The following is a 23,418-nucleotide window of genomic DNA, read 5'->3' as shown; positions in this document are numbered from 1 at the left end:
GGGCACGCCGTTCAATGTGCGGGCGGTGTGCCGGGGCGACTATCCTTGAAACCGTGACTAATCCCGCGACTGCTCCCATTGAAGAGCGCCCCGTCCTGGTTGTGGACTACGGCGCCCAGTACGCCCAGCTGATTGCCCGGCGCGTACGCGAAGCCGACGTCTACTCCGAGGTCGTGCCGCACACCTACAGCACCCAGGAAATCCTGGCCAAGAACCCCGCCGCGATTATCCTTTCCGGCGGACCCTCCAGCGTTTACGCCGAAGGCGCCCCCAAAGTGGATCCCGAACTGTTCGACGCCGGTGTACCCGTATTCGGCATCTGCTACGGCTTCCAGGCCATGGCCGCCGCCCTCGGCGGCAAGGTCGCGGAGACTGGCCTGCGTGAATACGGCTCCACCGATGCCTCCGCAGTAAACGGTTCCCGTTCAATCCTCGAAGGGACGCCGGAACACCAGAACACGTGGATGAGCCACGGTGACAGCGTCCAGGAAGCTCCCGAGGGCTTCGAGGTCCTCGCCAGCACGGCTGGTGCACCGGTTGCCGCTTTCGCCAATGAGGAAAAGAAGCTTTACGGCGTCCAGTGGCACCCGGAAGTCAAGCACTCGGCCCATGGCCAGCAGGTGCTGGAAAACTTCCTGTTCAAGGGTGCGCGGCTGGACCGCAGCTGGACCACCGGCAACATTGTCGAGGAGCAGGTCGAGCGCATCCGCCAGCAGATCGGTTCGTCCCGGGTGATCTGCGGCCTGTCCGGCGGAGTCGACTCCGCCGTGGCCGCCGCCCTGGTGCAGCGCGCCGTCGGCGACCAGCTGACCTGCGTTTTCGTGGACCACGGCCTGCTGCGCGAAGGCGAAGCGGAGCAGGTTGAGCGCGATTTTGTCGCTGCGACCGGCGTCAACCTCTACGTTGCCAATGAGCAGGAACGCTTCCTCAGCGCACTGGCCGGCGTCACCGACCCGGAAACCAAGCGGAAGATCATTGGCCGCGAATTCATCCGCGCCTTCGAAGAAGCCGAACGCGCCATCATGGCCGAGGCCAACGCTGCCGGTGAACCGATCCGGTTCCTGGTCCAGGGCACTCTGTACCCCGACGTCGTCGAATCCGGCGGCGGCGAAGGCGCCGCGAATATCAAGAGCCACCACAACGTGGGCGGCCTGCCGGAGGACATGCAGTTCGAACTCGTCGAGCCGCTGCGCCTGCTGTTCAAGGACGAAGTCCGTGCCGTGGGGCGCGAACTCGGCCTGCCCGCCGAGATAGTAGGACGCCAGCCGTTCCCCGGCCCCGGGCTGGGTATCCGCATCATCGGCGAAGTGACCGGGGAACGCCTTGACCTGCTGCGCCGTGCTGACGCCATTGCCCGCGCCGAGCTCACCTCAGCCGGACTGGACGAGGAAGTCTGGCAGATGCCGGTAGTCCTGCTGGCAGATGTTCGCAGCGTCGGCGTCCAGGGCGACGGCCGCACCTACGGCCACCCGATCGTGCTGCGTCCGGTCTCCAGCGAAGACGCCATGACGGCGGACTGGTCCCGCCTGCCGTACGACCTGCTGGCCCGGATCTCCAACCGCATTACCAACGAGGTGGACGGCGTGAACCGCGTGGTGCTGGACGTCACCAGCAAGCCGCCGGGAACTATCGAGTGGGAGTAGCACCATAGGGCGCGGGGGACGGCTGAAGAGCCGTCCCCCGCGTTGCTATCCGGAGCTATTCGGGCAAATGACGATAGCTTGGAAGGTATGCCAGTTTGGTCGAGATCGTCGCGCGGAAGTGCAGGAAAGAGGGCATCAGTGTCTGAGCAGAATCCCGGGGACAGCGCCTCGGACTTCCTGCTGCCGTGGCTGGCCGGGCTAGGCCAGCACGCCGGGTCGGACACGCTGCTGCATTTCACGGTCACCCCGGAGAACAGCATCGACCTGACCCACGCCCACCCCTCCGGGCTCGCGCAGCTGCTGGCCGGGAGGAAAACCCGGCTCTCAACGCTGCTGCGTGATGCGGACCACTACAGGACCGCCATGCGCGCAGCCCGGGCGCTGCGTGCCAAGATCTACGAACTGGGCTCAGACCGCGGTATCGACGTCGGCTATCTTGCCGCGGGAACCGCTTCCTGGCGCTACGCCTCGGATGAAGCCCTGCGGCCGGAATCCCTGACCGCCCCGGTACTGCTGACCGCCGTCAGCCTGACGGTACATGCGGCCCAGGATGACTACGAGCTCCAGCTCACCGGCAAGGCCGAGCTGAACCCTGCCTTCATCCGCCACCTCGAAAACCAGCAGGGCCTGGACGTCGACGCCGAATCCCTGGCACGGCTGGCCTATGGCACGGCGCGGTTTGATCCGCACCCGGTCCTGGAACGGCTGCGCGGCCTCACCGACGGGGTGCGGGGCATGAACATCGAGCACCGCCTGCTCGTCTCCACCTTCGCGGATCTGCCGGACCTCTCAGAGGATGCGGCCCTGGATCCTTCCCATCCCATTCTCCGGGCACTGATGGACGCCGCCGTGGACGGCAGCGCAGAGGTGGGCGAACCCGCGGACCCGGGGCTTCCGCCGCTGGATGACCGCGCACCGGCCTCCGAGCTCCTGGTACTGGATGCGGACCGCGAGCAGCAGGACGTGCTGGACCTCGCCGGTGCCGGGAATTCCCTCGTCGTCTCGGCACCTCCCGGAACCGGCCAGACACAGACCGCGGTCAACGCCGCCGCCGCTCTGGTGAACGCCGGAAAGTCCGTGCTCGTCGTCGCTGAGCGCCGCGGAACCCTCAACGAATTCGTCTCCGCCCTGGAGAACCTCAATCTCGGTTCACTCGTCCTGCAGCTGGGAGCCGGGCTGGGCGAGGAAGCCCTGCGGGACCGGCTGGTCCGCGCCATCGTGCGGAATGAGAAGGCCGCCGAGCCGAACCTGGGCAACCTGCACAAGGTGCTGCAGGAGAGCCGCCACCAGCTGCGGGACCATGTAAAGTCCCTGCACAACGTCCGGCAGCGCTGGGGATGTTCGCCCTACCAGGCGATGCAGTCCCTGGCCGAACTTACCTCGCTTACGCCGGCCCCGGCCACCACCGTCCGGCTCAAGCGCAGCGTCCTGGACAGCATCACGGACCGCACCGAGCTGACCGGCCGCCTGCGTCGTGCCGCGGAACTGGGAAGTTTCTCCCGTGCCGCCGTCTCAAGTCCCTGGTTCGGAGCGAAACTGCTCAACCGCAAGGAAACCGAAGCAGCGCACCAGCTCACGGAGGAACTGGCCGAAGCACTGCCGCAGCTGCGCACCCGGGTCCAGGAAGTGGCCGAGCACTCACAGATCCGGCTGGGGGAGACCTTCGCGCAGTGGGGCGAACAGCTCCAGCTGCTGGTCGCTGTCCGCGAAAGCCTGGACAAGTTCACTCCGGACATCTTCGACCGCCCCGTTACGGATCTGATTTCCGCCACGGCGTCCTCTTCCTGGCGGCGCGAGCACGGCGTGGACATGAGTTCCATGACCCGTTCGCGGCTGCGCCGGGTCGCGAAGGAATACATCCGTCCCGGCGTGCATATTGCAGACCTGCACACCTCGCTGGTGCAGGTGCAGCAGCAGCGCGGTATCTGGACGCGCTACGCCACGACCCAGCGCCATCCTTCCGTTCCCACGGGCCTCGCCGACCTGAACAGGACCTACCTTGGCGTCAAGGACCAGCTGGACGAGCTGACCCGCATCCTCTCCGGAACTCCGGAAAAACCGAACCTCGCGGACCAGTCACTGGATGACCTGGAGAAGAAGCTCCGTGCCCTCGCCGGGGACAAGGAAACCCTTGAGACCCTGCCCGAGCGCACCCTGCTGGTGGACGAGATGCGCGGACAGGGACTTGGCGAACTGCTCGATGACCTTGAAGCACGCGAAGTGACGCCGCGGCAGGTCGGCTACGAACTGGAGCTGGCCTGGTGGCAGTCAGCCCTGGAAGCGATGATCAGCGGTGACGATTACCTGGCGATGTCCGACGGCGACAGCCTGCGCCGGCTTGAAGCCGAGTACCGCCTGGCTGACAACGCGCACATAGCCTCGGGTGCCTCCCGGCTGCGCTGGGAGCTTGCCCGGCGCTGGCGCGAGGGCATCAAATCCCGGGCCAGGGACGCGGCGCAGCTCCGGGACGTCATCAAGACCGGGCCCCTCACGGTTGATTCCCTCTCCGGCCAGTCCGATGAGCTGGTTTCTTCGCTCCTGCCGGTATGGGCCGCAAGCCCCCTGCTGCTGCCGATGATGCTTCCGGGATCCCGGCGCTTCGACGCCCTGATCATCCTCGATGCAGAGTCCATGAGCCTGCAGGCTGCCGTTCCCGCGATCGCACGCGCCGGGCAGGTCCTCGCCTTTGGGGACGGCAACCTGGGCGGACCACGGCCGTTCACCATCAACATCCAGCAGCCCGGGGCAGGCTCCGGCGGGGACGAACTCCCCAGCGCCTTCGACGCCCTGGCCCGGATCCTCCCGGTCCGCAGCCTCTCCACCGTCTACCGCGGCACCGACAAGCACCTGCTGAAGCAGCTCTCCGCGGAGTTCTACGGCGGACAGCTCTCCTGGGTCCCGCGCGGAGATGAAGTGGCAACCGGTGAACGGCCGCTCACCGTCGAATACCTCGCGGACGGCACGGGCATGCCCAGTGCAGACCAGGAGGGCGTTGAAAGCGTCTCCGCCGAGGTCAACCGTGTAGTCGACCTGGTCTTTGAACATGTCCGGCGCCGGCCGAGCCAGTCCCTGGCCGTCATTACTGCCAGCCCCCGGCACGCTGTCCGGGTGGCGGAGGCGATCCGCGTGCAGATGGCGAATTTCCCCTGGGCAGCGGACTTCTTCGCCCCCGGTGCCGAATCGTTCCGTGTGGTACCGGCTGACCGGGCCGCCGGACTTGTCCGGGACGCAGTGATCTTCTCGCTGGGATTCGGCAGGACCCCGCACGGCCGTGCCCTGCACAATTTCGGCCTGCTCTCCGAGCCCGGCGGGCGGGGACGGTTTGTCAACGCGATGACCCGTGCCCGCTACCGGCTTCACGTGCTGACCTGTTTCCAGCCTTCGGACCTCGACGAGTCGAGGCTGGGACACGGAGCACGTGATTTCTACCAGATGCTGGTGCGTGAGCTCGACGGCGGACCTGTCCGGCCTGCCGGTGAACGTTCGGCCGGCAACTCAATCATGGCGGACGACCCGCTTGTGGCGGACCTGGTGGGACGCCTGCGGCTGCGGGGCGCCGAGGTGTGGGACCACTACGACGACGTGATCGACATTGTGGCGACAGTCCGGCGTTCCGCGGACGCGGATCCAGCTGTTCCTATGGCCATCGAGTCTGACGGAACCGCCCGGTACCGGGGAATGAGCGTACGGGAGCGCAGCCGGCTGCGTCCCCAGCTGCTTGAACGGCTCGGCTGGCGCTACATGCCTTTGTGGACCATCGAAGTCTTCACCGATCCCGCCGCGTGCGCCGATCTGGTGGGCCGGTACCTTGGACTCCCGTCCCCGGTCCCCGGGCCCGAGCCGATTCGAGAAGCTCCTGCGGCAGCCGCCCAGGCGACCGTGGTTCCCCACGGCAGCACGCGGGTCCGTCAGCGCTCAGAGGAACAATCCAACCCAGCCATCCGGGCTTCAGCGGCAGCAGCCGCAGTGGCCGGTGGAATCGACAGGCAGCATGAACCAGGAACAGAACAGCCCTCCTGACACCGGGTCCGGCACTGTGCCGCCTCCCGGCGGTCACGGCCCGGGGGCAGCGGACGGGAACCCTGCCGCGGCCGCCGGGAAGGTTAAACGCCGTTCCCGGCGGAGCACCTCAGCGCCCACCAGGCTGAAGCAGGCAGCGCAGCTGCTGCATACGGCCCCCGCCGCAGCCCAGCGCGCGGACGCGCCGCCAGCCGGTCACGGCACGCCCGGGTCTGCCGCACCGAATGCCGGCGACGGCACCTCCGCAGGAGCGGGCAAGACCTCGCAGGACCAGAAGCCGCCTGATCAGGCGGTGCACGACCAGGCAGTGCATGACAAGACCCTGCATGACAAGACCCAGCATGACAAGACCCCGGCTAGCCAGGTGCCTCCCGGCCAGGGATCCGGAATCCTGCCGCAGACCGCCGGTGAAGACGACCCCCGTGCATGGGGAGACTCTCCTGAGGACAGCTCAGCCTGGCTTCTTGAACAGCGTCCGCCACACTGGGGATAGCCGCAGGTTTGTCGCTCCGCCAGACCCGGACGAGGGGTCAGCCGGCCGGGGGCTCGGAGCCGGGTGCTTCGTTCGGGACAAATCCGTTCGGGACAAAGTAGAGTCCGCCGCGGGCTGAGGCAACGGCCAGCTCCGGGGCTTCCGTCTTGGGTGCAGCGACCACCACCAGCTGCTCGTCAACCGCAGTATCCGCACCCGGCCACGGCCGGGCCCCGTTGTCCGTTCCGGTAATCCACAGCACGGGCAAGCCCGAAGCCAGGACTACCGGAGGGCCGGCGCTGTCGAAACCCTCCTCCGGAGCCGCCACCACATCAACCAGGGTGCCGGGAGAGAGCAGCCGCGCTGTTGCCGGATCGGCTGGACGAAGGGGGAGCGCGGCGGTACCCGCCGGTGATCCGGCCAGCAGTCCGTCACCAACCAGGACAGTCTCACTGACAATACCGCCGCCGCGAAGAGGAACGGCGAGCTGCCGTCCCACCGCCGCCGCGGCGTCGGTAACGGCCCCTTGCGGCACTGCGCCCGGCGGCAGGCTGATTATCCGAACGTCGCCCCGGCCAATGACGTGGCCGGCCGGCAGGTCCGAGGCCGCGGCAGCAGTGCGGACCGTCGCAGGATCAGGGGGCAGCGCTGCCTGGACTGCGATGCCTGCTGCAGCAGCGGCGAGCAGCCCTGCGAGGAGCCGGCGGCGCCGGACCAGGAACCGGTGAAACCTTCCCCTCTGGTGCCTGGCGCCGGGATGCGCTGGAGGAACCCCGGGGGTTCGGATGCCAATCCGTTTTCCGGAGATGCGGCGGCGGCGCGATCTGCTGAACATGCGGCAACGCTAGGTGCCGCAGAGAGAAGCCGGGAGCCGGGCGCAGCAGGCCGGGGACAACAAAGGCGTCCCTGGCTCCTGTGGAGGAGCGGGACGCCCTCTTGCCGGGTACCCGAGAAGGGCAGCCCGAAACGTGGACTAGCCGGCCGCCGGTGCGGACGCCGGCGATGCCGTGGCGGAAGATGCGGCCGGTGCGGCCTTGGCCGATCCCTTAACGGCTTCCTTGGCAGGCGCATCCTTCGCCGGGGCAGCCGGAACAGTGGAAGCCGCATCGCGTGAATCCGTGCGGTAGAAGCCCGAGCCCTTGAAAACCACACCCACACTGTTGAACTTCTTGCGCAGGTTGCCGCCGCATTCGGGGCAGACGGTCAGGCTGTCATCGGTGAAGGACTGCTGGATGTCGAACGCGTGACCGCAATCCTTGCAGGCATAGGCATATGTGGGCACTCTTACTCCTTGTGAAGGGCGAAAGGAAGGCCTCAGCAGTGTCACTTTCCGCCGGGCGGCGGAACGATTGGCACTCTGCGGCCTAGAGTGCTAAGTATACACCCCCTACTGCCGGACCCCCGTGTAACCGGCCGGGCGCAGGACTCCGTCCACCGGCACGTCAAGGGCATCGGCCGGGAGGCCGCCGGCAGGCACGAACTCATGATCATGGACCACTGCCACAACCGGTGCCGTCCCGCCGGCCGCACGGTACCGGGTCAGGAAGCGGTCATAGTAACCGCCGCCTTTTCCCATCCTTGTTCCGTCTGAGGATGCAGCGAGCGCCGGTATCAGCAGCAGGTTCAGTTCCATTATTTCCGGGAGGTCCCACCGCGGGCCGGCGGGCTCTGGAATTCCAGGGAACAGTCCGGGAACCAGGGAACCCCCGGGAATCCACGGGCACCAGGAAAGCCGGTATCCGGGTTCGCAGACAGGGACTACGACGGTATGGCCGGCATCCACCAGTGCCGCAAGCAGCGCCGAGGTGTCCGGTTCGGTTCCAGTGGAAAGGTAACAGCTGACCATGGAGCCCGGTTCCAGCGCTCGGAGCAGGGGCGCAGCAGCACTGGAAAGCTGCTGCGCAGATCCCCAGGCGCGCAGCGCCCGCCGCTTCTGCCTGAAATTGCTGCGTACCTGTTCCTTCGTGTCGCCGGTCATGGACCTATTGTGCCCGCAACGAAGAGGCATTTGGCGCGCTGAGCATTCACTTAGGTACTCTTACGGTCATGACCTCACGCCCTAAAATCACCAAAGCCGTAATTCCCGCCGCCGGCCTGGGTACGCGCTTCCTTCCGGCCACCAAGGCCATGCCGAAGGAAATGCTTCCGGTGGTGGACAAGCCGGCCATCCAGTATGTCGTAGAAGAGGCCGTCAACGCCGGCATGCCGGACATCCTGATGATCACCGGCCGGAACAAGCGCTCCCTCGAGGACCACTTCGACCGCGTGCCCTTCATCGAGCAGACCCTAAAGGACAAGGGCGACGACGAGAAGCTTGCGCTGGTCCGCGAGTCTTCCGAGCTGGGCGAAATCCACTACCTGCGCCAGGGCGACCCGAAGGGCCTCGGCCACGCCGTCCTGCGTGCCAAGCTGCACATCGGCGACGATCCCTTCGCCGTGCTGCTCGGCGACGACCTGATCGATGCCCGTGATCCGCTGCTTGAAACGATGGTGGAAGTCCAGGCCAAGACCGGCGGCTCCGTCGTTGCCCTGATCGAGGTTGAACCGGACCAGATCAGCGCCTACGGCTGCGCGGACATCTCCGTCATTGAGGGAGAGGACTACGTGCGCGTCAACAAGCTCGTCGAGAAGCCCGACGCCGCTGATGCGCCGTCGAACCTCGCCGTCATTGGCCGTTACGTCCTGCACCCCTCCGTTTTCGGTGTCCTTGAAGAAACCGGCCCCGGCCGCGGCGGCGAAATCCAGCTCACCGACGCCCTCCAGACACTCGCGGGGACCGAAGGTGAAGGGGGCGGCGTTTACGGCGTCGTCTTCCGCGGGCGCCGCTACGACACCGGCGACAAGCTCAGCTACCTCAAGGCCGTTGTCACCCTTGCCTCCGAGCGCGAAGACCTCGGTCCGGACCTGCGTGCCTGGCTGAAGGACTTCAACACCTCCGACGAAGGCTAGTTCAATGCTGGGGTCGGCGATCTGGCCGGTGACGCTGGAAAGCGGCGACCTCATCCTCCGGCCGATCCGTTACCGCGACCGCACCGAATGGAATTCGGTGCGGTCGCGCAATGCCCGGTGGATTGGGCCATGGGAAGCCACGAATCCGCTGCCCGGCGGCGTCCTCCCGTCCTACGCCGGAATGGTCCGCAGCCTCAACCAGCAGGCCCGCCAGGACACTGCCCTGCCGTTCGTCATTACTGAACGCCAGGGCGGCGTGCGCAGCTCCCCGGCAATCGTGGGACAGCTGACGGTCTCCTCCATCATCTGGGGATCGGCCCGCATGGCGACCCTCGGGTACTGGGTGGACGAGGCACGCGCCGGCCGCGGTATCGCGCCCACCGCCGTCGCGCTGGCCACTGACCACTGCTTCCGGACCCTAGGGCTGCACCGGATGGAAATCAACATCCGGCCCGAAAACGCTCCGAGCCTGCGAGTGGTCGAGAAACTTGGGTTCCGGGAAGAAGGGCTGCGGCGCCGGTACCTGCATATTGCGGGTCAGTGGGCCGACCACCTCAGTTTTGCCCTCACCGCGGAAGAAGTTCCGGACGGACTCCTTTCCCGCCTGGCACCTGCCCGCTGACCTCGGGTTATATGCGGGCAGGTTCCAGTAGCCGTGATTCGACACACCCCTTTCCAATCCCGCGCCTGATGAGGGTTTTCTTCTACGGTCATAGTTGTGGACTTCCCTCTTAACAGCTCCCTCGTCCTGGCGGCAGCCGTCGGGCTCTGGTTGCTGTGGGTTGCCCCTCAGTACCTGCACGGAAAGCAGGTGCCCGCGCCGTCCCCGGGACGTACCGGCACCGCCGAACGCGCGCCCAGCAGTGCCGCCACCGAACCGAACCCGAGTTCTCAGGGGAACACCATGTACAACACCAGCAACGGCGTCCAGCACACGCCGCACCTGAGAGCGGGCTCTGCGGCAGGTGCTGCCCTCTCCGGCGGCGTTCTTCCGGCTACTGCCGGACCCCTGAAAATCCGCTACGGCAGGCTGTCGCTGGCCGTCCTCGGGCTGTTCTGTGTGGTCGCGGTCGTCGGCGGAGGCGCAGCCGCACTCCTGGGCGCCGTGTCCGGCTGGATCCCCGCCGCTGCTGCCCTCGGTGCCGCTGCCGTGGTGGCTTCGCTGCGGAGCCTCGCAGTCCGCGACAGGCGCGAACGCCGGGCCCGCCGTGCTGCAGCTGCGGCCGTAACGAACCAGGACTCACGCCCGCAGGCCCCGGTGCGCAGCAACCCGAAAGCTGACACGGTGTTCGACGCCGCCGGCAATGATGGAGACGGCCCTGCCGTTCTTCCGGCAGCTGCAGAGCCCGTACGTCCCGCGGCTCCGCAGCCCAAGCCCATTCCACGGCTGACCGCGCAGGAGCTGCGGGCGGCTGCCCTGGCCGAAGCCGCAAAGAGTGCCGAAGCTGCTTCGTGGCAGCCCGTGGCAGTTCCGAAACCGACGTATGTGGACGCTCCGGCGGCTCCCCGCCCGGCACCGGAGCCCCTGGCTGTTCCAGCTGCGCCCAAACCCGTTCTGAAGACTCCCATCCGTTCGGTTGCCGCTCCGGCAGCGGGCAGCACCGCGATCGAGCCCCGGACCGCTACCGGCATCCTGAACCTGGACGACGTCCTGCAGCGCCGGCGGGCCTAGCCCCAGCGCAATGAGGTCCGGCGGCTGCAGGGAACCAGGCCGTCCGGGTTCAGGGCGAAGCCCGCATCCGGTCCCGGCACGCGTCCTGCTCGAAGGAACCGGCCTTGCCGTTCCCCTGGCCGAACTCCTGGCCTCCCGGCGCCTCGTCCTGGACTCATGGGTCCATGAGCGCACCTTTGACCGTCCCGGGGCCGGGGCAACTGCGCTCTACCGCGTTCGTGCAATCGACCGCGAGGGCGGGCCCCTGACTCTCTACGCGGGGGCGACAACGTACGGCGCTGCTGCTGCCGGACCGGTGCTGCGGACCTCGCTGTCCGGAGTTCGGCTTTTCCTCTGGCTTCACCCCTCCGACCCGCTGCTCCCGGATCTGGCATGGGCACTTTCCCCGCCCGACATAGCCCGGCAGATCTTCGGCGCTGCAGATGTCGGTGGCCTGGACCTGACGGTCATTGGCTACAGGCCCCTGCGGCGGGCGGTCGTGCACGCGGTGCAGGGCGGGGACGAGGCATACGTCAAGGTGGTGCTGCCCGCCCATGCAGAAGGCCTGCGGCATCGGCACCGGCTGCTGGCCGAATCCCCGGTCCCCGCCGCCGCACTGCTGGCAGGGACCGAGGGCCGAAGCGCCGTCGCTCTCTCCCCGCTTCCGGGAAGGCCGCTGCTTCACGCGCTGGCGGACGGCTCCAGCCCTCTCACGTCAGCAGACTTGATCCGGATCCTTGACGCGCTCCCGGCCGCGGCGCTGGAACTGCGCAGGCGCCCCGCGTGGGCTGAGCGTGCGCGCGCCTACGGGCGGGCCGCAGCCGATGTCCTGGCCGCGGGCAGGCGACGGATCTTCGGAATCTCCAGCAGAATCGAAGCGATGGTTGAAGGCCTCGACCCCGGACCCGTGGTTCCCGTGCACGGTGACTTCTACGAGGGGAACCTGCTCACGGCGGACGGCAGGATCACCGGGGTCCTGGACGTGGACGGCCTGGGTCCCGGACACCGCATTGATGACCTGGCCTGTTTCCTGGGCCACCTCGCGGTCCTGGCGCGGCTGTCGCCGGAATCGGCGCTGCCGGACGGGCTGGCGGAATACGGGGCAGGCTTCGAATCTGCAGCGGAAGAGGCGGGCAGTTCAGCTGCCGCGCTGAACGCACGTGCGGCCGGTGTGGCGCTCAGCCTCGTTCCCGGAGCGCGGGACGGACGCGGCCTGGACCGGCAGTCCAACGCGGCGCTGCGGCTTGCCGCCGCGGAAGGGCTCCTGGAGCTCGCGGAACGGAGCCCGGGTGCCTGACCTGCACGGCTGGAAGCGTCAAATGGCCGTTCGATATCCGGTGAAGCACCTCACCTGCGTAGGCTAAGGGAATGCAATCGAGCACCAGCGCATCCGGCACCGGCCCAGACCTGCAAATGACGGCCATCGGCCTCGACATCGGGGGCACCAAAACCCACGGAGTCCGGCTCGAGGGCCAGGTCACAGTCGCCGAAGCCGTCAGCGGAAGTGCGAATGTGCAGAATGTTTCACGGGAACAGGCGCGCCACAACCTGGCAGAGATCTTCGCCGCACTGGGTACCGACGGCGTAACCCGCGTCATCGCGGGGTCCGGGGGAGTGGACACGGAGCAGGACGCGGCGGCGCTGGGGGACCTGATCCTGGAACATGTCCCCGCGGCAGAGGTGACCGTGGTCCATGACACGCGGCTGATCCTGGCCGCAGGCGAGGCACCGGACGGCATCGGACTGATCGCCGGTACCGGTTCCGTGGCCTGGGGAATGGCTCCGGACGGCAGGCAGGCCCGATCCGGCGGGTGGGGCTACCTGCTCGGAGACGAAGGCAGCGCCTACTGGATCGGCCGCGAAGCCGTGCGCCACACACTCCGCCTCCATGACCTGGGACAACGGACGGACCGGCTGGCAGCGGAGCTGCTGCTCGCCGTCGGCGTGGAAGCCCCGGATGCGCTGATCGGCCGGTTCCATGCCGACACCGGCCGGCGTTACTGGGCTTCCATGGCACAGGTGGTCTTCGAGGCGGCCCAGGAGGGCCACGCACCCAGCCGCAGCATCATAGCCACGGCAGCCCGGGACCTGGCGTCCCTGGTGGCCGACGTCGCGGCGCGGCTGGGCATCAGCGGGCCGGTAGTAGTGGGCGGTGGAATCGGGGTGCACCAGCCGATGCTCCAGGACCTTCTGCTGGCAGGGTTGTCTGCCCGCGGCCTGGGCGATGTCCGGTTCCTCAGCCAGGACCCCGTGTTCGGCGTGCGTTACCTCCTGCAGGGCGGACCGGCATGAGCGGGCGCGGCTTCGATGTCCGGGTAGGCGCCTATGCCGTGGTGGTCCGGGACGGGCAGATCCTGCTGGCCCACTGGAACCAGCACGGCAACTCCGCCTGGACGCTGCCCGGCGGAGGCCTGGAGTACGGCGAGGACGCTCCTACCGCCGCTGTCCGTGAGGTCCTCGAAGAAACAGGCTTCACCGTAGAGCTGGAAGACCTGCTGGGCGTGGACAGCCACTTCATTCCGGCTGAGCGCCGGATGCGCGGCGAGGGCAGGATGCTCCACGCGCTGCGGGTGATCTACCGGGCCCGGGTCACTGCGGGCAGTTTGGTGCACGAGGCGGCCGGCAGCACCGACGAGGCAGCCTGGTTCCCCCTGGCCGAGGTTGCGGGCCTGGAACGGGTGGGTTTGGTTGACGCGGCACTGAAACTGCTGAACGCTGCGCCCCGGGGCGGAACCGCGCCGCTACGCTAGGCGCGTAAACCAAACTCCTGCTGGACTCGGGGGCAGGAAAGCACATAGCTTAATTCCACGGCTTGTCAGCATACTGCCGTTTTTTACCCGTATGCGAGCCCGTCGCACCCCAACCACGGAGGCAGCTATGTCGATTCCGGACGCCACACCGGCCCGGCCGGGTTCCGCCGAGCCCATGATCCGCTTCCGCAACATCACGAAGTCCTACGCCGGCGCGGAGTCGGCTGCCGTGGACAACCTGTCCCTGGACATTGCCAAGGGCGCCATCACTGTTTTCGTGGGTCCCTCGGGCTGCGGCAAGACGACGTCCCTGCGGATGATCAACAGGATGGTGGAACCGACGTCCGGCACCATCCACGTTGATGGCAAAGATGCGTCCGGGATTGCCCCTTCAGCGCTGCGCCGCTCCATGGGATACGTCATGCAGTCCTCCGGGCTGCTCCCGCACCGCTCAGTCCTAGACAACATAGCCACCGTTCCGCGCCTCAACGGGGTTTCGCGGAAGCAGGCCCGGGCCCGGGCCGCGGAACTGCTCGACGTCGTTGGCCTGGAATCAGCCATGGGCAAGCGCTACCCGGGCCAGCTTTCCGGCGGACAGCAGCAGCGCGTGGGAGTTGCGCGCGCCCTGGCCGCGGATCCTCCGGTGCTGCTGATGGATGAGCCGTTCAGTGCGGTGGACCCCGTGGTCCGCAGCGAACTGCAGCAGGAGCTGCTGCGTCTTCAGCGGGACCTTGCCAAGACCATCGTGTTCGTCACCCATGACATTGATGAGGCGACAATTCTGGGAGACAAGGTAGCGGTCTTTGCCGTCGGGGGGCGCCTTGCGCAATACGACAGTCCGGAAGGAATCCTGCGGGCCCCGGTTGATGACTTCGTTGCCGGTTTCGTGGGCCGCGACCGCGGTTTCCGGCACCTGGGCTTCCAGCCCGGCACCGCGGTACCCGTGTATCCGGTCCAGACCCTGAACCCGGCGGAGCTGGCGGACCCTGCCGTTGCGGTCCACGGCGGCTGGGCGCTGGCCGTTGACAATGCCGGACGGCCGCTGGGCTGGGTGCCGGCCAGCAACCGGGAATCCGTGACCTCCCCGGACAGTCTGGTCCCCGGCGGATCCCTGCACCGCCGCGGAGAGAGCCTGCGCAGCGCGCTGGATGCCGCCCTGTCCTCGCCCTCCGGCCTCGGCGTCGTGGTGGATGACGAGGGAGCAGCCGCAGGCATTGTCCGGGCCGGTGAAATCTTCGAACTGATCGAAGCCGCCCGGCTGCGCCGCGGCAAGGCGCTGCACGGCTCGGCGGTCTGAGCATGGACTGGTTCTGGGCCAACACGGAGATGATCTCCCGGCTGACTGCGCTGCACCTGTTCCAGGCCGTGGTGCCGCTGGTGCTCGGCCTGCTGATCGCCGTGCCGCTGGCCCAGTTCGCCCGGCTGCACCGGTTCGCCGGGGGAGCGATCCTGGCATCCTCAGCGATCCTCTATACGATTCCGTCGCTGGCCCTGTTCGTCCTCCTGCCGGTGATCCTCGGAACCCGTGTCCTGGACATCACCAACGTGGTGGTGGCGCTTACCATCTACGCGGTCGCCCTGCTGGTCCGCTCCACCGTGGATGCGCTGAACTCGGTGGACGACGATGTCCGCCAGGCCGCCACGGCCATGGGCTACCGCCCGGTGCGGCGCTTCTTCGCGGTCGACCTCCCGCTTTCCCTGCCGGTGCTGTTCGCCGGACTGCGGGTGATCTCGGTATCCAACATGTCCCTGGTGAGCGTGGGAGCGCTGCTTGGCATAGACAGCCTGGGCCGGCTGTTCATGGACGGCCTGTACCGCAACTTCCCCACTGAGATCGTGATCGGCATAGCTCTGATCCTGCTGCTGGCCCTCATGCTGGACCTGGTCCTGGTGCTGGCGCAGCGTCTCTTCACCCCCTGGAGCCGGGCCGTCAGACGCGGCGGACCCAAGCTGCCGCTGAACACGGTCGAAGCGCGGACGGCGGCAGGCTGATGGACTACTCATCCAACAACGTCCTCGTGCAGATGTTCGAGTGGCTGACCGCTGAGAGTTCCTGGACCGGTACGGGCAGCATTCCGCAGCGGATCCTGGAACACCTTGGCTACACGGCCCTCGCCGTCGGCATTGCGGCCCTGATCGCGGTGCCGCTGGGACTGTACATCGGGCACACCGGCCGCGGCCGCGTCGTCGTCGTCTCCGGTGCGGGCATCCTGCGAGCCCTGCCAACGCTGGGGCTGGTGTTCCTGTTTGTGCTGCTTGCCGGAATCGGCCTGATGCCGCCTATCTGGGCACTGGTGCTGCTGGCGATTCCGCCGCTGCTGGCAGGAGTGTATGCAGGCATTTCCTCCGTGGACCGTACGGTTGTTGACGCCGCGCGCGCCATGGGCATGAACGAACTTCAGATCCTGTTTCGGGTCGAACTGCCCAACGGGTTCAAGGTCGTCTTTGGCGGCGTCCGTGCCGCCGTGCTGCAGGTCCTGGCCACCGTCTCGGTGGTGGCGTTCATCTCCCTGGGCGGGATGGGCGTGTACCTGATCGAGGGAACCCAGCTGCGGGACAACGGGCGCCTCTTCGGAGGAGCGCTGCTGATCGCGCTGCTGGCCCTCGCCGTTGACTTGGTGCTGGCGGCCGTCCAGCGCCTCGCGCTTTCGCCGGGTCTGCGCAGCGGATCCCGGAAACCGGCCAACCACCGCCGCCGGCAGCCATCGCCTGCCGGCCTCGCAGAAAGAACAACAGCATGAGAACTCTTACCCGTCCGGGCACCCGAAAAACCCTCACCGGTGCCGCAGGCATCGCCACGGTCCTGATGCTCGCCGCGTGCGGCGCCAACTCGGATCCGCAGAGTGTCGAATCGTCCTCCGCGCCCACCGGTGCGCAGGACTCCGCAACACTGGTTGTGGGTTCGGCCGACTTCCCCGAGTCCCAGATCATCGCCGAGATCTACGCCGGCGCCCTGAACGCCGAAGGTATCCAGGCCACCACGCAGCCCGGCATCGGTTCACGGGAGATCTACTACCGTGCGCTCGAAGACGGATCGGTGCAGGTCATTCCGGACTACAGCGGTAACCTGCTGCTCTTCGCTGATACCGAAGCCACTGCGCAGTCCGCCGAAGAGATCATGGACGCCCTTCCGGATGCCTTGAAGGAAGAGTCGCCGGACATGAACATCGCGGTGCTGGAACCGGCTGAGGCCGAGAGCAAGGACGCCCTGGTGGTCACGCAGGCTACGGCCGAGAAGTACAGCCTGACCTCCCTCGAGGACCTCGCCGAGGTCTGCGGCGAAATCACCATCGGCGCACCCACCACTTTCCAGGAACGCGCCTACGGCCTGCCCGGACTGAAGGAAAAGTACGGCTGCGAGCCGGCAGGCTTCGAAGCCATCAACGACGGCGGCGGCGAGGCCACTCTGCAGGCACTGCTGACGGACAAGGTCCAGGCAGCGGATATCTACACCACCACACCTTCCATCGAGGAGAACTCGCTGGTGGTGCTCGAGGACCCGAAGAATAACTTCATTGCCCAGCAGGTTGTCCCGCTGGTCAACCTGGACGCCGTCTCGCAGGAGGCGCAGGACGTGCTCAACAACATCTCCTCGATGCTGACCACTGAGGACCTGATTTCGCTGAACCAGGCGGTCTCCGGAGACCAGAAGCAGGACCCGAAGGACGCCGCCCAGGCGTGGCTGGAAGAAAAGGGCCTGGCCTAATCTCCAACCCTTCCCCCTCATCGAGATGACAGAAACTGCCCGTATGGCGCGCCATACGGGCAGTTTCTGCTATCTCGGCGTAGCGGCTGGGGAGGGACGGAGACGATTATGGCATTCTGTGTAGATGGCCGAATTCACCCAGTCCCAAAAGCTCCACAACGTCCTCTATGACATCCGCGGGCCGCTCCTAGAGCACGCCCAGCGCATGGAAGCAGCGGGACAGCGGATCCTGAAGCTGAACATCGGCAATCCCGCGCCCTTCGGGTTCGAGGCGCCGGAAGCAATCCTGGTGGACATGATCCGCCACCTTCCCTCGGCCCAGGGCTACAGCGACTCCCGCGGTATCTTCTCCGCACGCACGGCAGTGGTCCAGTACTACCAGGGCCGCGGAATCCAGAACATCGACGTCGATGACGTGTACCTGGGCAACGGCGTCAGCGAACTGATCACCCTGTCGCTGCAGGCGCTGCTGGACACCGGCGACGAGATACTGGTGCCGACTCCGGACTACCCGCTGTGGACAGCCTCGGTTTCCCTGGCCGGCGGCACCGCCGTGCACTACCTCTGCGACGAGGAAAACCACTGGTGGCCCGACGTTCCCGATATGGAAGAGCGGATCACTCCGCGTACCAAGGGCATAGTGCTCATCAACCCCAACAACCCCACCGGCGCGGTGTACCCGGAGTACGTGCTGCGCCAGATCGTGGACCTGGCCCGGAAACACGGCCTGATCATCTTTGCAGATGAGATCTACGAAAAGATCCTGTACGACGGCGCGGTGCACATCAATGCGGCGTCCCTCACCGGGGATGATGTCCTCTGCCTGACTTTCAGCGGTCTGTCGAAGGCCTACCGGATTGCAGGGTTCCGCAGCGGCTGGATGACCATCTCGGGTCCCAAGCGGGCCGCCGCGGATTACATCGAGGGCATCAACCTGCTGGCCAACATGCGCCTGTGCGCCAATGTTCCGGCCCAGCACGCGATCCAGACCGCGCTTGGCGGATACCAGAGCATCAATGACCTGATCCTGCCCGGCGGCCGGCTCAAGGCGCAGCGCGACCTCGCCCACAAGATGCTCAATGACATTCCAGGTGTCAGCGTCGAAAACGCCGAGGGCGCGCTGTACCTTTTCCCGAAGCTGGACCCTGAGGCCTATCCGATCGAATCGGATGAGATGTTCGCGCTGGACCTGCTTAAGCAGCAGAAGATCCTGGTCTCCCACGGCACGGCATTCAACTGGATCCGCCCTGACCATTTCCGCATGGTGACGCTCCCGGCGCTGGAGGACATCGAGGATGCCATCTCCCGCCTGGCGGAGTTCCTCAGCACTTACAAGCCCGGTACCTCCAAGCCGTAACCCTTAGTCCCGCTGCCGCCCCGCGGCAGCGGGACCTCACGCCTCGCGTGCTGCGCGGGCAGCCTCGAGGCGCTCCCGGGCGCCTTCGAGCCAGGACTCGCAGCGGGTAGCCAGCGCCTCGCCCCGCTCCCAGAGTGCCAGCGACTCTTCGAGGCTCGCTCCTCCTGCCTCCAGCCGGGTCACCACGGCCACGAGTTCGTCGCGTGCCTGTTCGTAGCTCATGGCCTCGATGTCGGCCGGGAGTGCTGCTGCTTCATTCATGGTGTTCTCCTACGTTGAAGTCGGTTAGCGGTGTCCGGTGGCGACGGCGCCGAGTTCGCCGGCGGCCACCCGGATGCGCAGCCGGGCGTCAGTCTCAACCACGGCGGCGTCCCGGACCACGGAGCCGTCTGCGAGCTGCACGACGGCGTAGCCCCGGTCCAGGGTCTTCTGCGGTGAGAGGGACCGGACCTGCGCGCGGAGGTAGCTGATCTTGTCTGCATCGCGCCGGACCTCTGACCGCATCGCGGAGAACGCACGGTCGCGGAGCCGGGTAACGTCCTCGGCGCGGGAGGCGAGCATGGTTTCCGGGGCGGAGAGGACCGGGCGCGTGCGGATATGGGCCAGCCGGTCTGTTTCCCGGCTGAGCATGAGCTCCATGATCCGCCGCAGCTGCGAGCGTGCCGTGCCGATCCGCGACAGTTCCTCGCCGACGTCGGGCACAACCCGCTTCGCTGCGTCCGTGGGAGTGGACGCGCGCAGGTCCGCTACCTCGTCCAGCAGCGGGCGGTCGGCCTCGTGGCCGATGGCGCTGACTACAGGAGTCTGCGCAGCGGCCACCGCCCGGATCAAATCTTCGTGGCTGAACGGCAGCAGGTCCTCCAGGGATCCGCCGCCGCGGGCAATGACAATCACGTCCACTTCCGGCATGGCATCGAGGGAAGCGAGCGCCCGGGTCACCTCACCGACGGCGTTCACGCCCTGCACCGCAACTTCGCGGAGCTCGAATTCGACGGCGGGCCAGCGCAGGGCAGCGTTGCGCATGACGTCCTTCATGGCATCGGAGTTGCGGCCCGTGATGAGCCCGATCCTGCCGGGGAGCAGCGGCAGCCGCTGCTTGCGGGCGGCAGCGAAAAGACCTTCGGCGGCCAGGGCCTGGCGGAGGCGTTCAATCCTGGCCAGCAGGTCTCCCAGGCCCACGGGCCGAATGTCCCGGGTCTGCATGGACAGCCGGCCGGTCTTCACGTAGAAATCCGGTTTGATCAGTGCCACTACCCGGGCGCCGCGCTCCAGCGGCAGCTCCAGGCGGTTCATGACCGTGCTCCAGACCGTCAGGGACAGCGAAACCTCGGCATCGACGTCGCGCAGGGTAATGAAGGAGGCATTCGCACGGCGGTTCAATTCAATGACCTGGCCCTCGACCCACGCGGCCGGTGCACGGTCAATGTAGGCCTTCAGGTTCCTGGAGAGCAGTGCCAGGGGCCACGGATTGTCCGGAGAGGTCAGGGCAGCCGTGGGCGCCAGGGCGTTTCCGGTATCCGTCTGGTCCGGATCCTGTGCTCCTGCGGCATTCTGCATGTTTCGAACTCCTGTACGTCCAGCGGCAGGCCGGTCCTTTGCGGCGCCGGTCCTAAGGCTATTGTCTATCAGGTGCCTGGGACACATCGTGTCCGCTGCTCCCGGACCGTGGACAGCGGTCTTCGGCCAGGCCCTCGTATTCGGAGCGGGCCGTCCGGTTCCGCGAAAAAGATTTGGGAAACTATGCGCACTTTCGGTTCGGCAGTCCTGGTCCTGATAGCACTGGTGCTCTCCGGGGCCGCAGTGGGCAGTGCCTGGCTGGCCCAGAACGCCGTATCCGCGCAGGGATTTGCCCAGCTTGCCCAGCCGCTGGGTGAAGACGAACCGTTCCAGGCCCAGCTCTCCACAGCGGTAGCGTCCCAGGCGAGTGCCGCGGTGACCGGCGGCCTGCCGGACGGGCTGGGTTCCCTGGTTGGACCAATCATCGAACGAGTGGTCTCCGGGTTCCAGGATGCACCGGGCTACCCCGAGGCCTGGACCCAGACGCTGGAGCGTTCCCATGCCGCTACATTTGATGCCGGGACGCCCACCCTGGATCTTGGCCCGCTCCTGAACCTCGTCAGTGCCCAGATCGCCGGCGAGATCGGTACCGAACCGGCGGATGCGGGGGAGCGGCTGCTGGCGGTCTCCGGCCAGGACCGCAGTGCAGAACTTGAAACCCTGGTGCGCTTCGCCGATTCCTGGCCGCTGCTGGCCGCCGCTGCGGTGCTTGCCGCCCTGCTGGGCCTGCTTATTGCCCGACGCCGGTCCACGACGCTCGCACTAACCGGCGCGGGCCTTGCTGTCCTCGCCGGAGTCCTGTGGCTGGCCTCCGGCGCAGCTGGACGGGTTGTGGAAGGACAGACGCCCGCGAACCCGGTGGCTTCAACGTTCGTGGACGGTCTGGTTCCTCTTGCGCAGGCGGACTTCCAGTCCTGGCTGCTGGTGCTGCTGATTGGCGGCGGAGTGGCTTTTGTCCTGGGACTGGCGCTTCGCCTGGTGGCCGGGTCCCGCCCGAGTGTGCGCTGACAGCGGACGTGCCAGCTCCGGCTCGGGGGTCCGTCCCCCTACCGGCTAGCATGGAGTCATGACCAGCACAGCCGTTTCCGTGCCGATGCCCACCGTGCCACGACGCCGCCGCAGCCCCGAAGAGGTTGCTGCCGCTGCGCCGGTGTCCGGAGTGCGCCGGGTCCTGCTCGCCGCCCCGCGCGGCTACTGTGCCGGCGTCGACCGTGCCGTCATCGCCGTCGAAAAGGCACTGGAGCACTACGGCCCGCCCGTGTATGTGCGCAAGCAGATCGTGCACAACCTGCATGTCGTCAGCACGCTGGAAGAACGCGGCGCCATCTTCGTCGATGAGACGGACGAGGTGCCCGAAGGCTCCCTGCTGATCTTCTCTGCCCACGGTGTCTCTCCCGCCGTCGTGCAGTCCGCCGAAGACCGCGGCCTGCGCACCATCGACGCCACCTGCCCTCTGGTGACCAAGGTCCACCGCGAAGCCGTGCGGTTTGCCCGGGACGACTTCGACATCCTGCTCATCGGACACGAGGGGCACGAGGAGGTCGAAGGCACCTACGGCGAGGCGCCCGACCACATGCAGATCGTGAACGGACCCGAGGACGTGGACAAGATCGAGGTCCGGGACCCGGACAAGCTCATCTGGCTTTCGCAGACCACCCTGTCCGTGGACGAAACCATGACCACGGTGAAGCTGCTGCGGGAGAAGTTCCCGAACCTCCAGGATCCGCCCAGCGACGACATTTGCTACGCCACCTCCAACCGCCAGGCCGCGATCAAGAAGATCGCCCCGGATGCGGACCTGGTGATCGTGGTTGGTTCTGCCAACTCCTCGAACTCCGTGCGCTTGGTTGAGGTGGCGCTGGAGTACGGCGCCAAGGCGTCCTACCGGGTTGACTTCGCCAACCAGGTGGATGAGTCCTGGTTCGAAGGCGTTTCCACCGTGGGCGTGACCTCAGGCGCGTCCGTTCCGGAGAATTTGGTCCAGGACGTGCTGAACCTGCTGGCCGAATACGGCTACGGGGACGTGGAGGAAGTGGTGACGGCCGAAGAGGACATCATCTTCTCCCTGCCCAAGGAAATCCGCGCCACGCTCAAGGCCATGGGGGACTCTTCCCGCGGTCTGGGCGGCCGCCGCAGCTAACCTGGTTCCCGGGTGCGGCTGCCCCGGTTCGGCTCTGGCGGGCTGCCCCGGTAGGATTTACCAACGTGGCTCTTACTATTGGCATCGTCGGCCTGCCCAACGTCGGCAAATCAACCCTGTTCAATGCGCTGACCCGCAATAACGTGCTGGCGGCGAACTATCCGTTCGCTACGATCGAGCCGAATGTCGGCGTCGTATCCCTGCCGGACCCCCGGCTTGCCCAGCTTGCCGAGATCTTCGGTTCAGCCCGCATCCTGCCCGCCACCGTGTCTTTCGTGGACATTGCCGGCATTGTGAAGGGCGCGTCGGAGGGCGAAGGCCTGGGCAACCAGTTCCTCGCCAACATCCGCGAAGCCGAGGCGATCGCGCAGGTTATCCGTGTCTTCGACGATCCCGATGTTGTCCATGTGGACGGCAAGGTTGATCCCCGCTCCGACATGGAGACCATCAACACCGAACTGATCCTCGCGGACCTCCAGACCCTGGAGAAGGCCATTCCGCGCGTGGAGAAGGAAGTGAAGATCAAGAAGCGCGACGCCGCGCAGCTGGCTGCCATGCAGGACGCCCAGGCTGTGCTCGAGCGCGGAGACACCATCTTCTCCTCCATTGAGAAGGACAAGCTGGACATGGACCAGCTGCGCGAGCTGAGCCTGCTCACGGCCAAGCCGTTCATTTACGTCTTCAATGTTGACGACGCCGTGCTGTCCAACCCGGACCGCCAGGCCGAGCTGCGCGAACTCGTGGCTCCCGCCGACGCCATCTTCCTCGACGCCAAGCTCGAAGCGGACCTCGTGGAGCTGGACGAAGAAGAGGCCCGCGAAATGCTGGAGATGAGCGGCCAGGAAGAATCCGGCCTGGACAAGCTCGCCCGCGTCGGCTTCCACACCCTCGGCCTGCAGACCTACCTCACCGCCGGTCCCAAGGAAACCCGTGCCTGGACCATCCACCGCGGCGACACGGCGCCCCAGGCTGCCGGCGTGATCCACACCGATTTCCAGCGCGGTTTCATCAAGGCCGAAGTTGTCTCCTTCGACGACCTGGTTGAAGCCGGTTCAATGGCTGAGGCCAAGGCCCACGGCAAGGTCCGGATTGAAGGCAAGGACTATGTCATGGCCGACGGCGATGTGGTGGAGTTCCGCTTCAACGTCTAGTTTTCCTGCTTGAAGAAGGCCC

At 66.8% G+C, this 23,418-nt stretch carries 22 protein-coding genes; 17 read left to right on the top strand and 5 right to left on the bottom strand.

What is annotated here, in order from left to right; genetic code table 11:
• The first annotated feature begins 14 nt into the window (after positions 1 to 14).
• The 3 genes from guaA to ITX31_RS06745 all read left to right on the top strand — a co-directional run bounded on the left by guaA (position 15) and on the right by ITX31_RS06745 (position 6,156).
• A complete protein-coding gene (guaA, locus tag ITX31_RS06755) occupies positions 15 to 1,643 on the top strand; it encodes a glutamine-hydrolyzing GMP synthase (RefSeq protein ID WP_194782703.1) in 1,629 nt (542 codons plus the stop codon).
• A gap of 87 nt (positions 1,644 to 1,730) precedes the next feature.
• Positions 1,731 to 5,663, top strand: a complete 3,933-nt coding sequence (locus ITX31_RS06750; protein WP_228529092.1) for an AAA family ATPase — start codon at positions 1,731 to 1,733, stop codon at positions 5,661 to 5,663.
• Positions 5,635 to 6,156 carry a hypothetical protein gene (locus ITX31_RS06745; RefSeq protein ID WP_194782701.1) on the top strand — a complete coding sequence of 174 codons (522 nt, stop codon included), beginning with the start codon at positions 5,635 to 5,637 and terminating at the stop codon, positions 6,154 to 6,156. The genes ITX31_RS06750 and ITX31_RS06745 overlap by 29 nt, the downstream gene beginning before the upstream one ends.
• Positions 6,157 to 6,193: 37 nt before the next feature.
• Here the strand turns inward: ITX31_RS06745 and ITX31_RS06740 are convergent, their stop codons facing one another.
• The 3 genes from ITX31_RS06740 to ITX31_RS06730 all read right to left on the bottom strand — a co-directional run bounded on the left by ITX31_RS06740 (position 6,194) and on the right by ITX31_RS06730 (position 8,113).
• A complete protein-coding gene (locus tag ITX31_RS06740; RefSeq protein WP_194782700.1) occupies positions 6,194 to 6,970 on the bottom strand; it encodes an SAF domain-containing protein in 777 nt (258 codons plus the stop codon).
• 138 nt (positions 6,971 to 7,108) lie between these two features.
• A complete protein-coding gene (locus tag ITX31_RS06735; RefSeq protein WP_194782699.1) occupies positions 7,109 to 7,417 on the bottom strand; it encodes an FmdB family zinc ribbon protein in 309 nt (102 codons plus the stop codon).
• Positions 7,418 to 7,522: 105 nt separating this feature from the next.
• Positions 7,523 to 8,113, bottom strand: a complete 591-nt coding sequence (locus tag ITX31_RS06730) for a 5-formyltetrahydrofolate cyclo-ligase (RefSeq protein ID WP_194782698.1) — start codon at positions 8,111 to 8,113, stop codon at positions 7,523 to 7,525.
• Positions 8,114 to 8,181: 68 nt separating this feature from the next.
• Between ITX31_RS06730 and galU the strand changes: the two genes are divergently transcribed.
• The 11 genes from galU (at position 8,182) to ITX31_RS06675 (ending at position 18,548) form a co-directional block, all read left to right on the top strand.
• On the top strand, positions 8,182 to 9,084 hold the full coding sequence (gene galU, locus ITX31_RS06725; protein ID WP_091602851.1) for a UTP--glucose-1-phosphate uridylyltransferase GalU: 903 nt from the start codon (positions 8,182 to 8,184) through the stop codon (positions 9,082 to 9,084).
• A 4-nt stretch (positions 9,085 to 9,088) separates the two neighbouring features.
• On the top strand, positions 9,089 to 9,706 hold the full coding sequence (locus ITX31_RS06720; protein ID WP_194782697.1) for a GNAT family N-acetyltransferase: 618 nt from the start codon (positions 9,089 to 9,091) through the stop codon (positions 9,704 to 9,706).
• A 96-nt stretch (positions 9,707 to 9,802) separates the two neighbouring features.
• On the top strand, positions 9,803 to 10,756 hold the full coding sequence (locus ITX31_RS06715) for a hypothetical protein (protein WP_194782696.1): 954 nt from the start codon (positions 9,803 to 9,805) through the stop codon (positions 10,754 to 10,756).
• A gap of 10 nt (positions 10,757 to 10,766) precedes the next feature.
• Positions 10,767 to 12,032: an aminoglycoside phosphotransferase family protein gene (locus ITX31_RS06710; RefSeq protein WP_194782695.1), complete on the top strand. Its 1,266-nt coding sequence runs from the start codon at positions 10,767 to 10,769 to the stop codon at positions 12,030 to 12,032.
• 71 nt (positions 12,033 to 12,103) lie between these two features.
• Positions 12,104 to 13,027 carry an N-acetylglucosamine kinase gene (locus ITX31_RS06705; RefSeq protein ID WP_194782694.1) on the top strand — a complete coding sequence of 308 codons (924 nt, stop codon included), beginning with the start codon at positions 12,104 to 12,106 and terminating at the stop codon, positions 13,025 to 13,027.
• On the top strand, positions 13,024 to 13,485 hold the full coding sequence (locus ITX31_RS06700) for an NUDIX hydrolase (protein WP_194782693.1): 462 nt from the start codon (positions 13,024 to 13,026) through the stop codon (positions 13,483 to 13,485). Before ITX31_RS06705 ends, ITX31_RS06700 begins: the two co-directional genes overlap by 4 nt.
• A 127-nt stretch (positions 13,486 to 13,612) precedes the next feature.
• Positions 13,613 to 14,782, top strand: a complete 1,170-nt coding sequence (locus tag ITX31_RS06695) for an ABC transporter ATP-binding protein (protein WP_416354791.1) — start codon at positions 13,613 to 13,615, stop codon at positions 14,780 to 14,782.
• A gap of 2 nt (positions 14,783 to 14,784) precedes the next feature.
• Positions 14,785 to 15,477 carry an ABC transporter permease gene (locus tag ITX31_RS06690; protein WP_194782692.1) on the top strand — a complete coding sequence of 231 codons (693 nt, stop codon included), beginning with the start codon at positions 14,785 to 14,787 and terminating at the stop codon, positions 15,475 to 15,477.
• Entirely contained in the window at positions 15,477 to 16,226 is a 750-nt protein-coding gene (locus ITX31_RS06685) for an ABC transporter permease (RefSeq protein ID WP_416354789.1), read from the top strand. Before ITX31_RS06690 ends, ITX31_RS06685 begins: the two co-directional genes overlap by 1 nt.
• Positions 16,223 to 17,191, top strand: coding sequence for a glycine betaine ABC transporter substrate-binding protein (locus ITX31_RS06680; RefSeq protein WP_194782691.1), 969 nt, complete (start codon positions 16,223 to 16,225; stop codon positions 17,189 to 17,191). The genes ITX31_RS06685 and ITX31_RS06680 overlap by 4 nt, the downstream gene beginning before the upstream one ends.
• 124 nt (positions 17,192 to 17,315) lie before the next feature.
• Complete coding sequence (locus tag ITX31_RS06675; RefSeq protein WP_194782690.1) at positions 17,316 to 18,548, top strand: pyridoxal phosphate-dependent aminotransferase; 1,233 nt, start codon at positions 17,316 to 17,318, stop codon at positions 18,546 to 18,548.
• A 36-nt stretch (positions 18,549 to 18,584) separates the two neighbouring features.
• Here the strand turns inward: ITX31_RS06675 and ITX31_RS06670 are convergent, their stop codons facing one another.
• Complete coding sequence (locus tag ITX31_RS06670) at positions 18,585 to 18,809, bottom strand: exodeoxyribonuclease VII small subunit (RefSeq protein WP_152226597.1); 225 nt, start codon at positions 18,807 to 18,809, stop codon at positions 18,585 to 18,587.
• Positions 18,810 to 18,833: 24 nt separating this feature from the next.
• Positions 18,834 to 20,105, bottom strand: coding sequence for an exodeoxyribonuclease VII large subunit (gene xseA, locus ITX31_RS06665; RefSeq protein ID WP_194782689.1), 1,272 nt, complete (start codon positions 20,103 to 20,105; stop codon positions 18,834 to 18,836).
• A 183-nt stretch (positions 20,106 to 20,288) separates the two neighbouring features.
• Here xseA and ITX31_RS06660 point away from each other — a divergent pair, with 183 nt between their 5' ends.
• The 3 genes from ITX31_RS06660 to ychF all read left to right on the top strand — a co-directional run bounded on the left by ITX31_RS06660 (position 20,289) and on the right by ychF (position 23,396).
• A complete protein-coding gene (locus tag ITX31_RS06660; RefSeq protein WP_194782688.1) occupies positions 20,289 to 21,113 on the top strand; it encodes a hypothetical protein in 825 nt (274 codons plus the stop codon).
• A gap of 58 nt (positions 21,114 to 21,171) precedes the next feature.
• Entirely contained in the window at positions 21,172 to 22,245 is a 1,074-nt protein-coding gene (locus ITX31_RS06655; protein ID WP_194782687.1) for a 4-hydroxy-3-methylbut-2-enyl diphosphate reductase, read from the top strand.
• A 65-nt stretch (positions 22,246 to 22,310) separates the two neighbouring features.
• On the top strand, positions 22,311 to 23,396 hold the full coding sequence (gene ychF / locus ITX31_RS06650) for a redox-regulated ATPase YchF (RefSeq protein WP_194782686.1): 1,086 nt from the start codon (positions 22,311 to 22,313) through the stop codon (positions 23,394 to 23,396).
• Positions 23,397 to 23,418 lie beyond the last annotated feature (22 nt).

It is taken from the genome of Arthrobacter gandavensis, assembly GCF_015355785.1.
Lineage (GTDB): Bacteria > Actinomycetota > Actinomycetes > Actinomycetales > Micrococcaceae > Arthrobacter_B > Arthrobacter_B gandavensis_A.
Note: the sequence above shows the minus strand (reverse complement) of the source record. Positions and strands in the feature narration are given on the sequence as shown.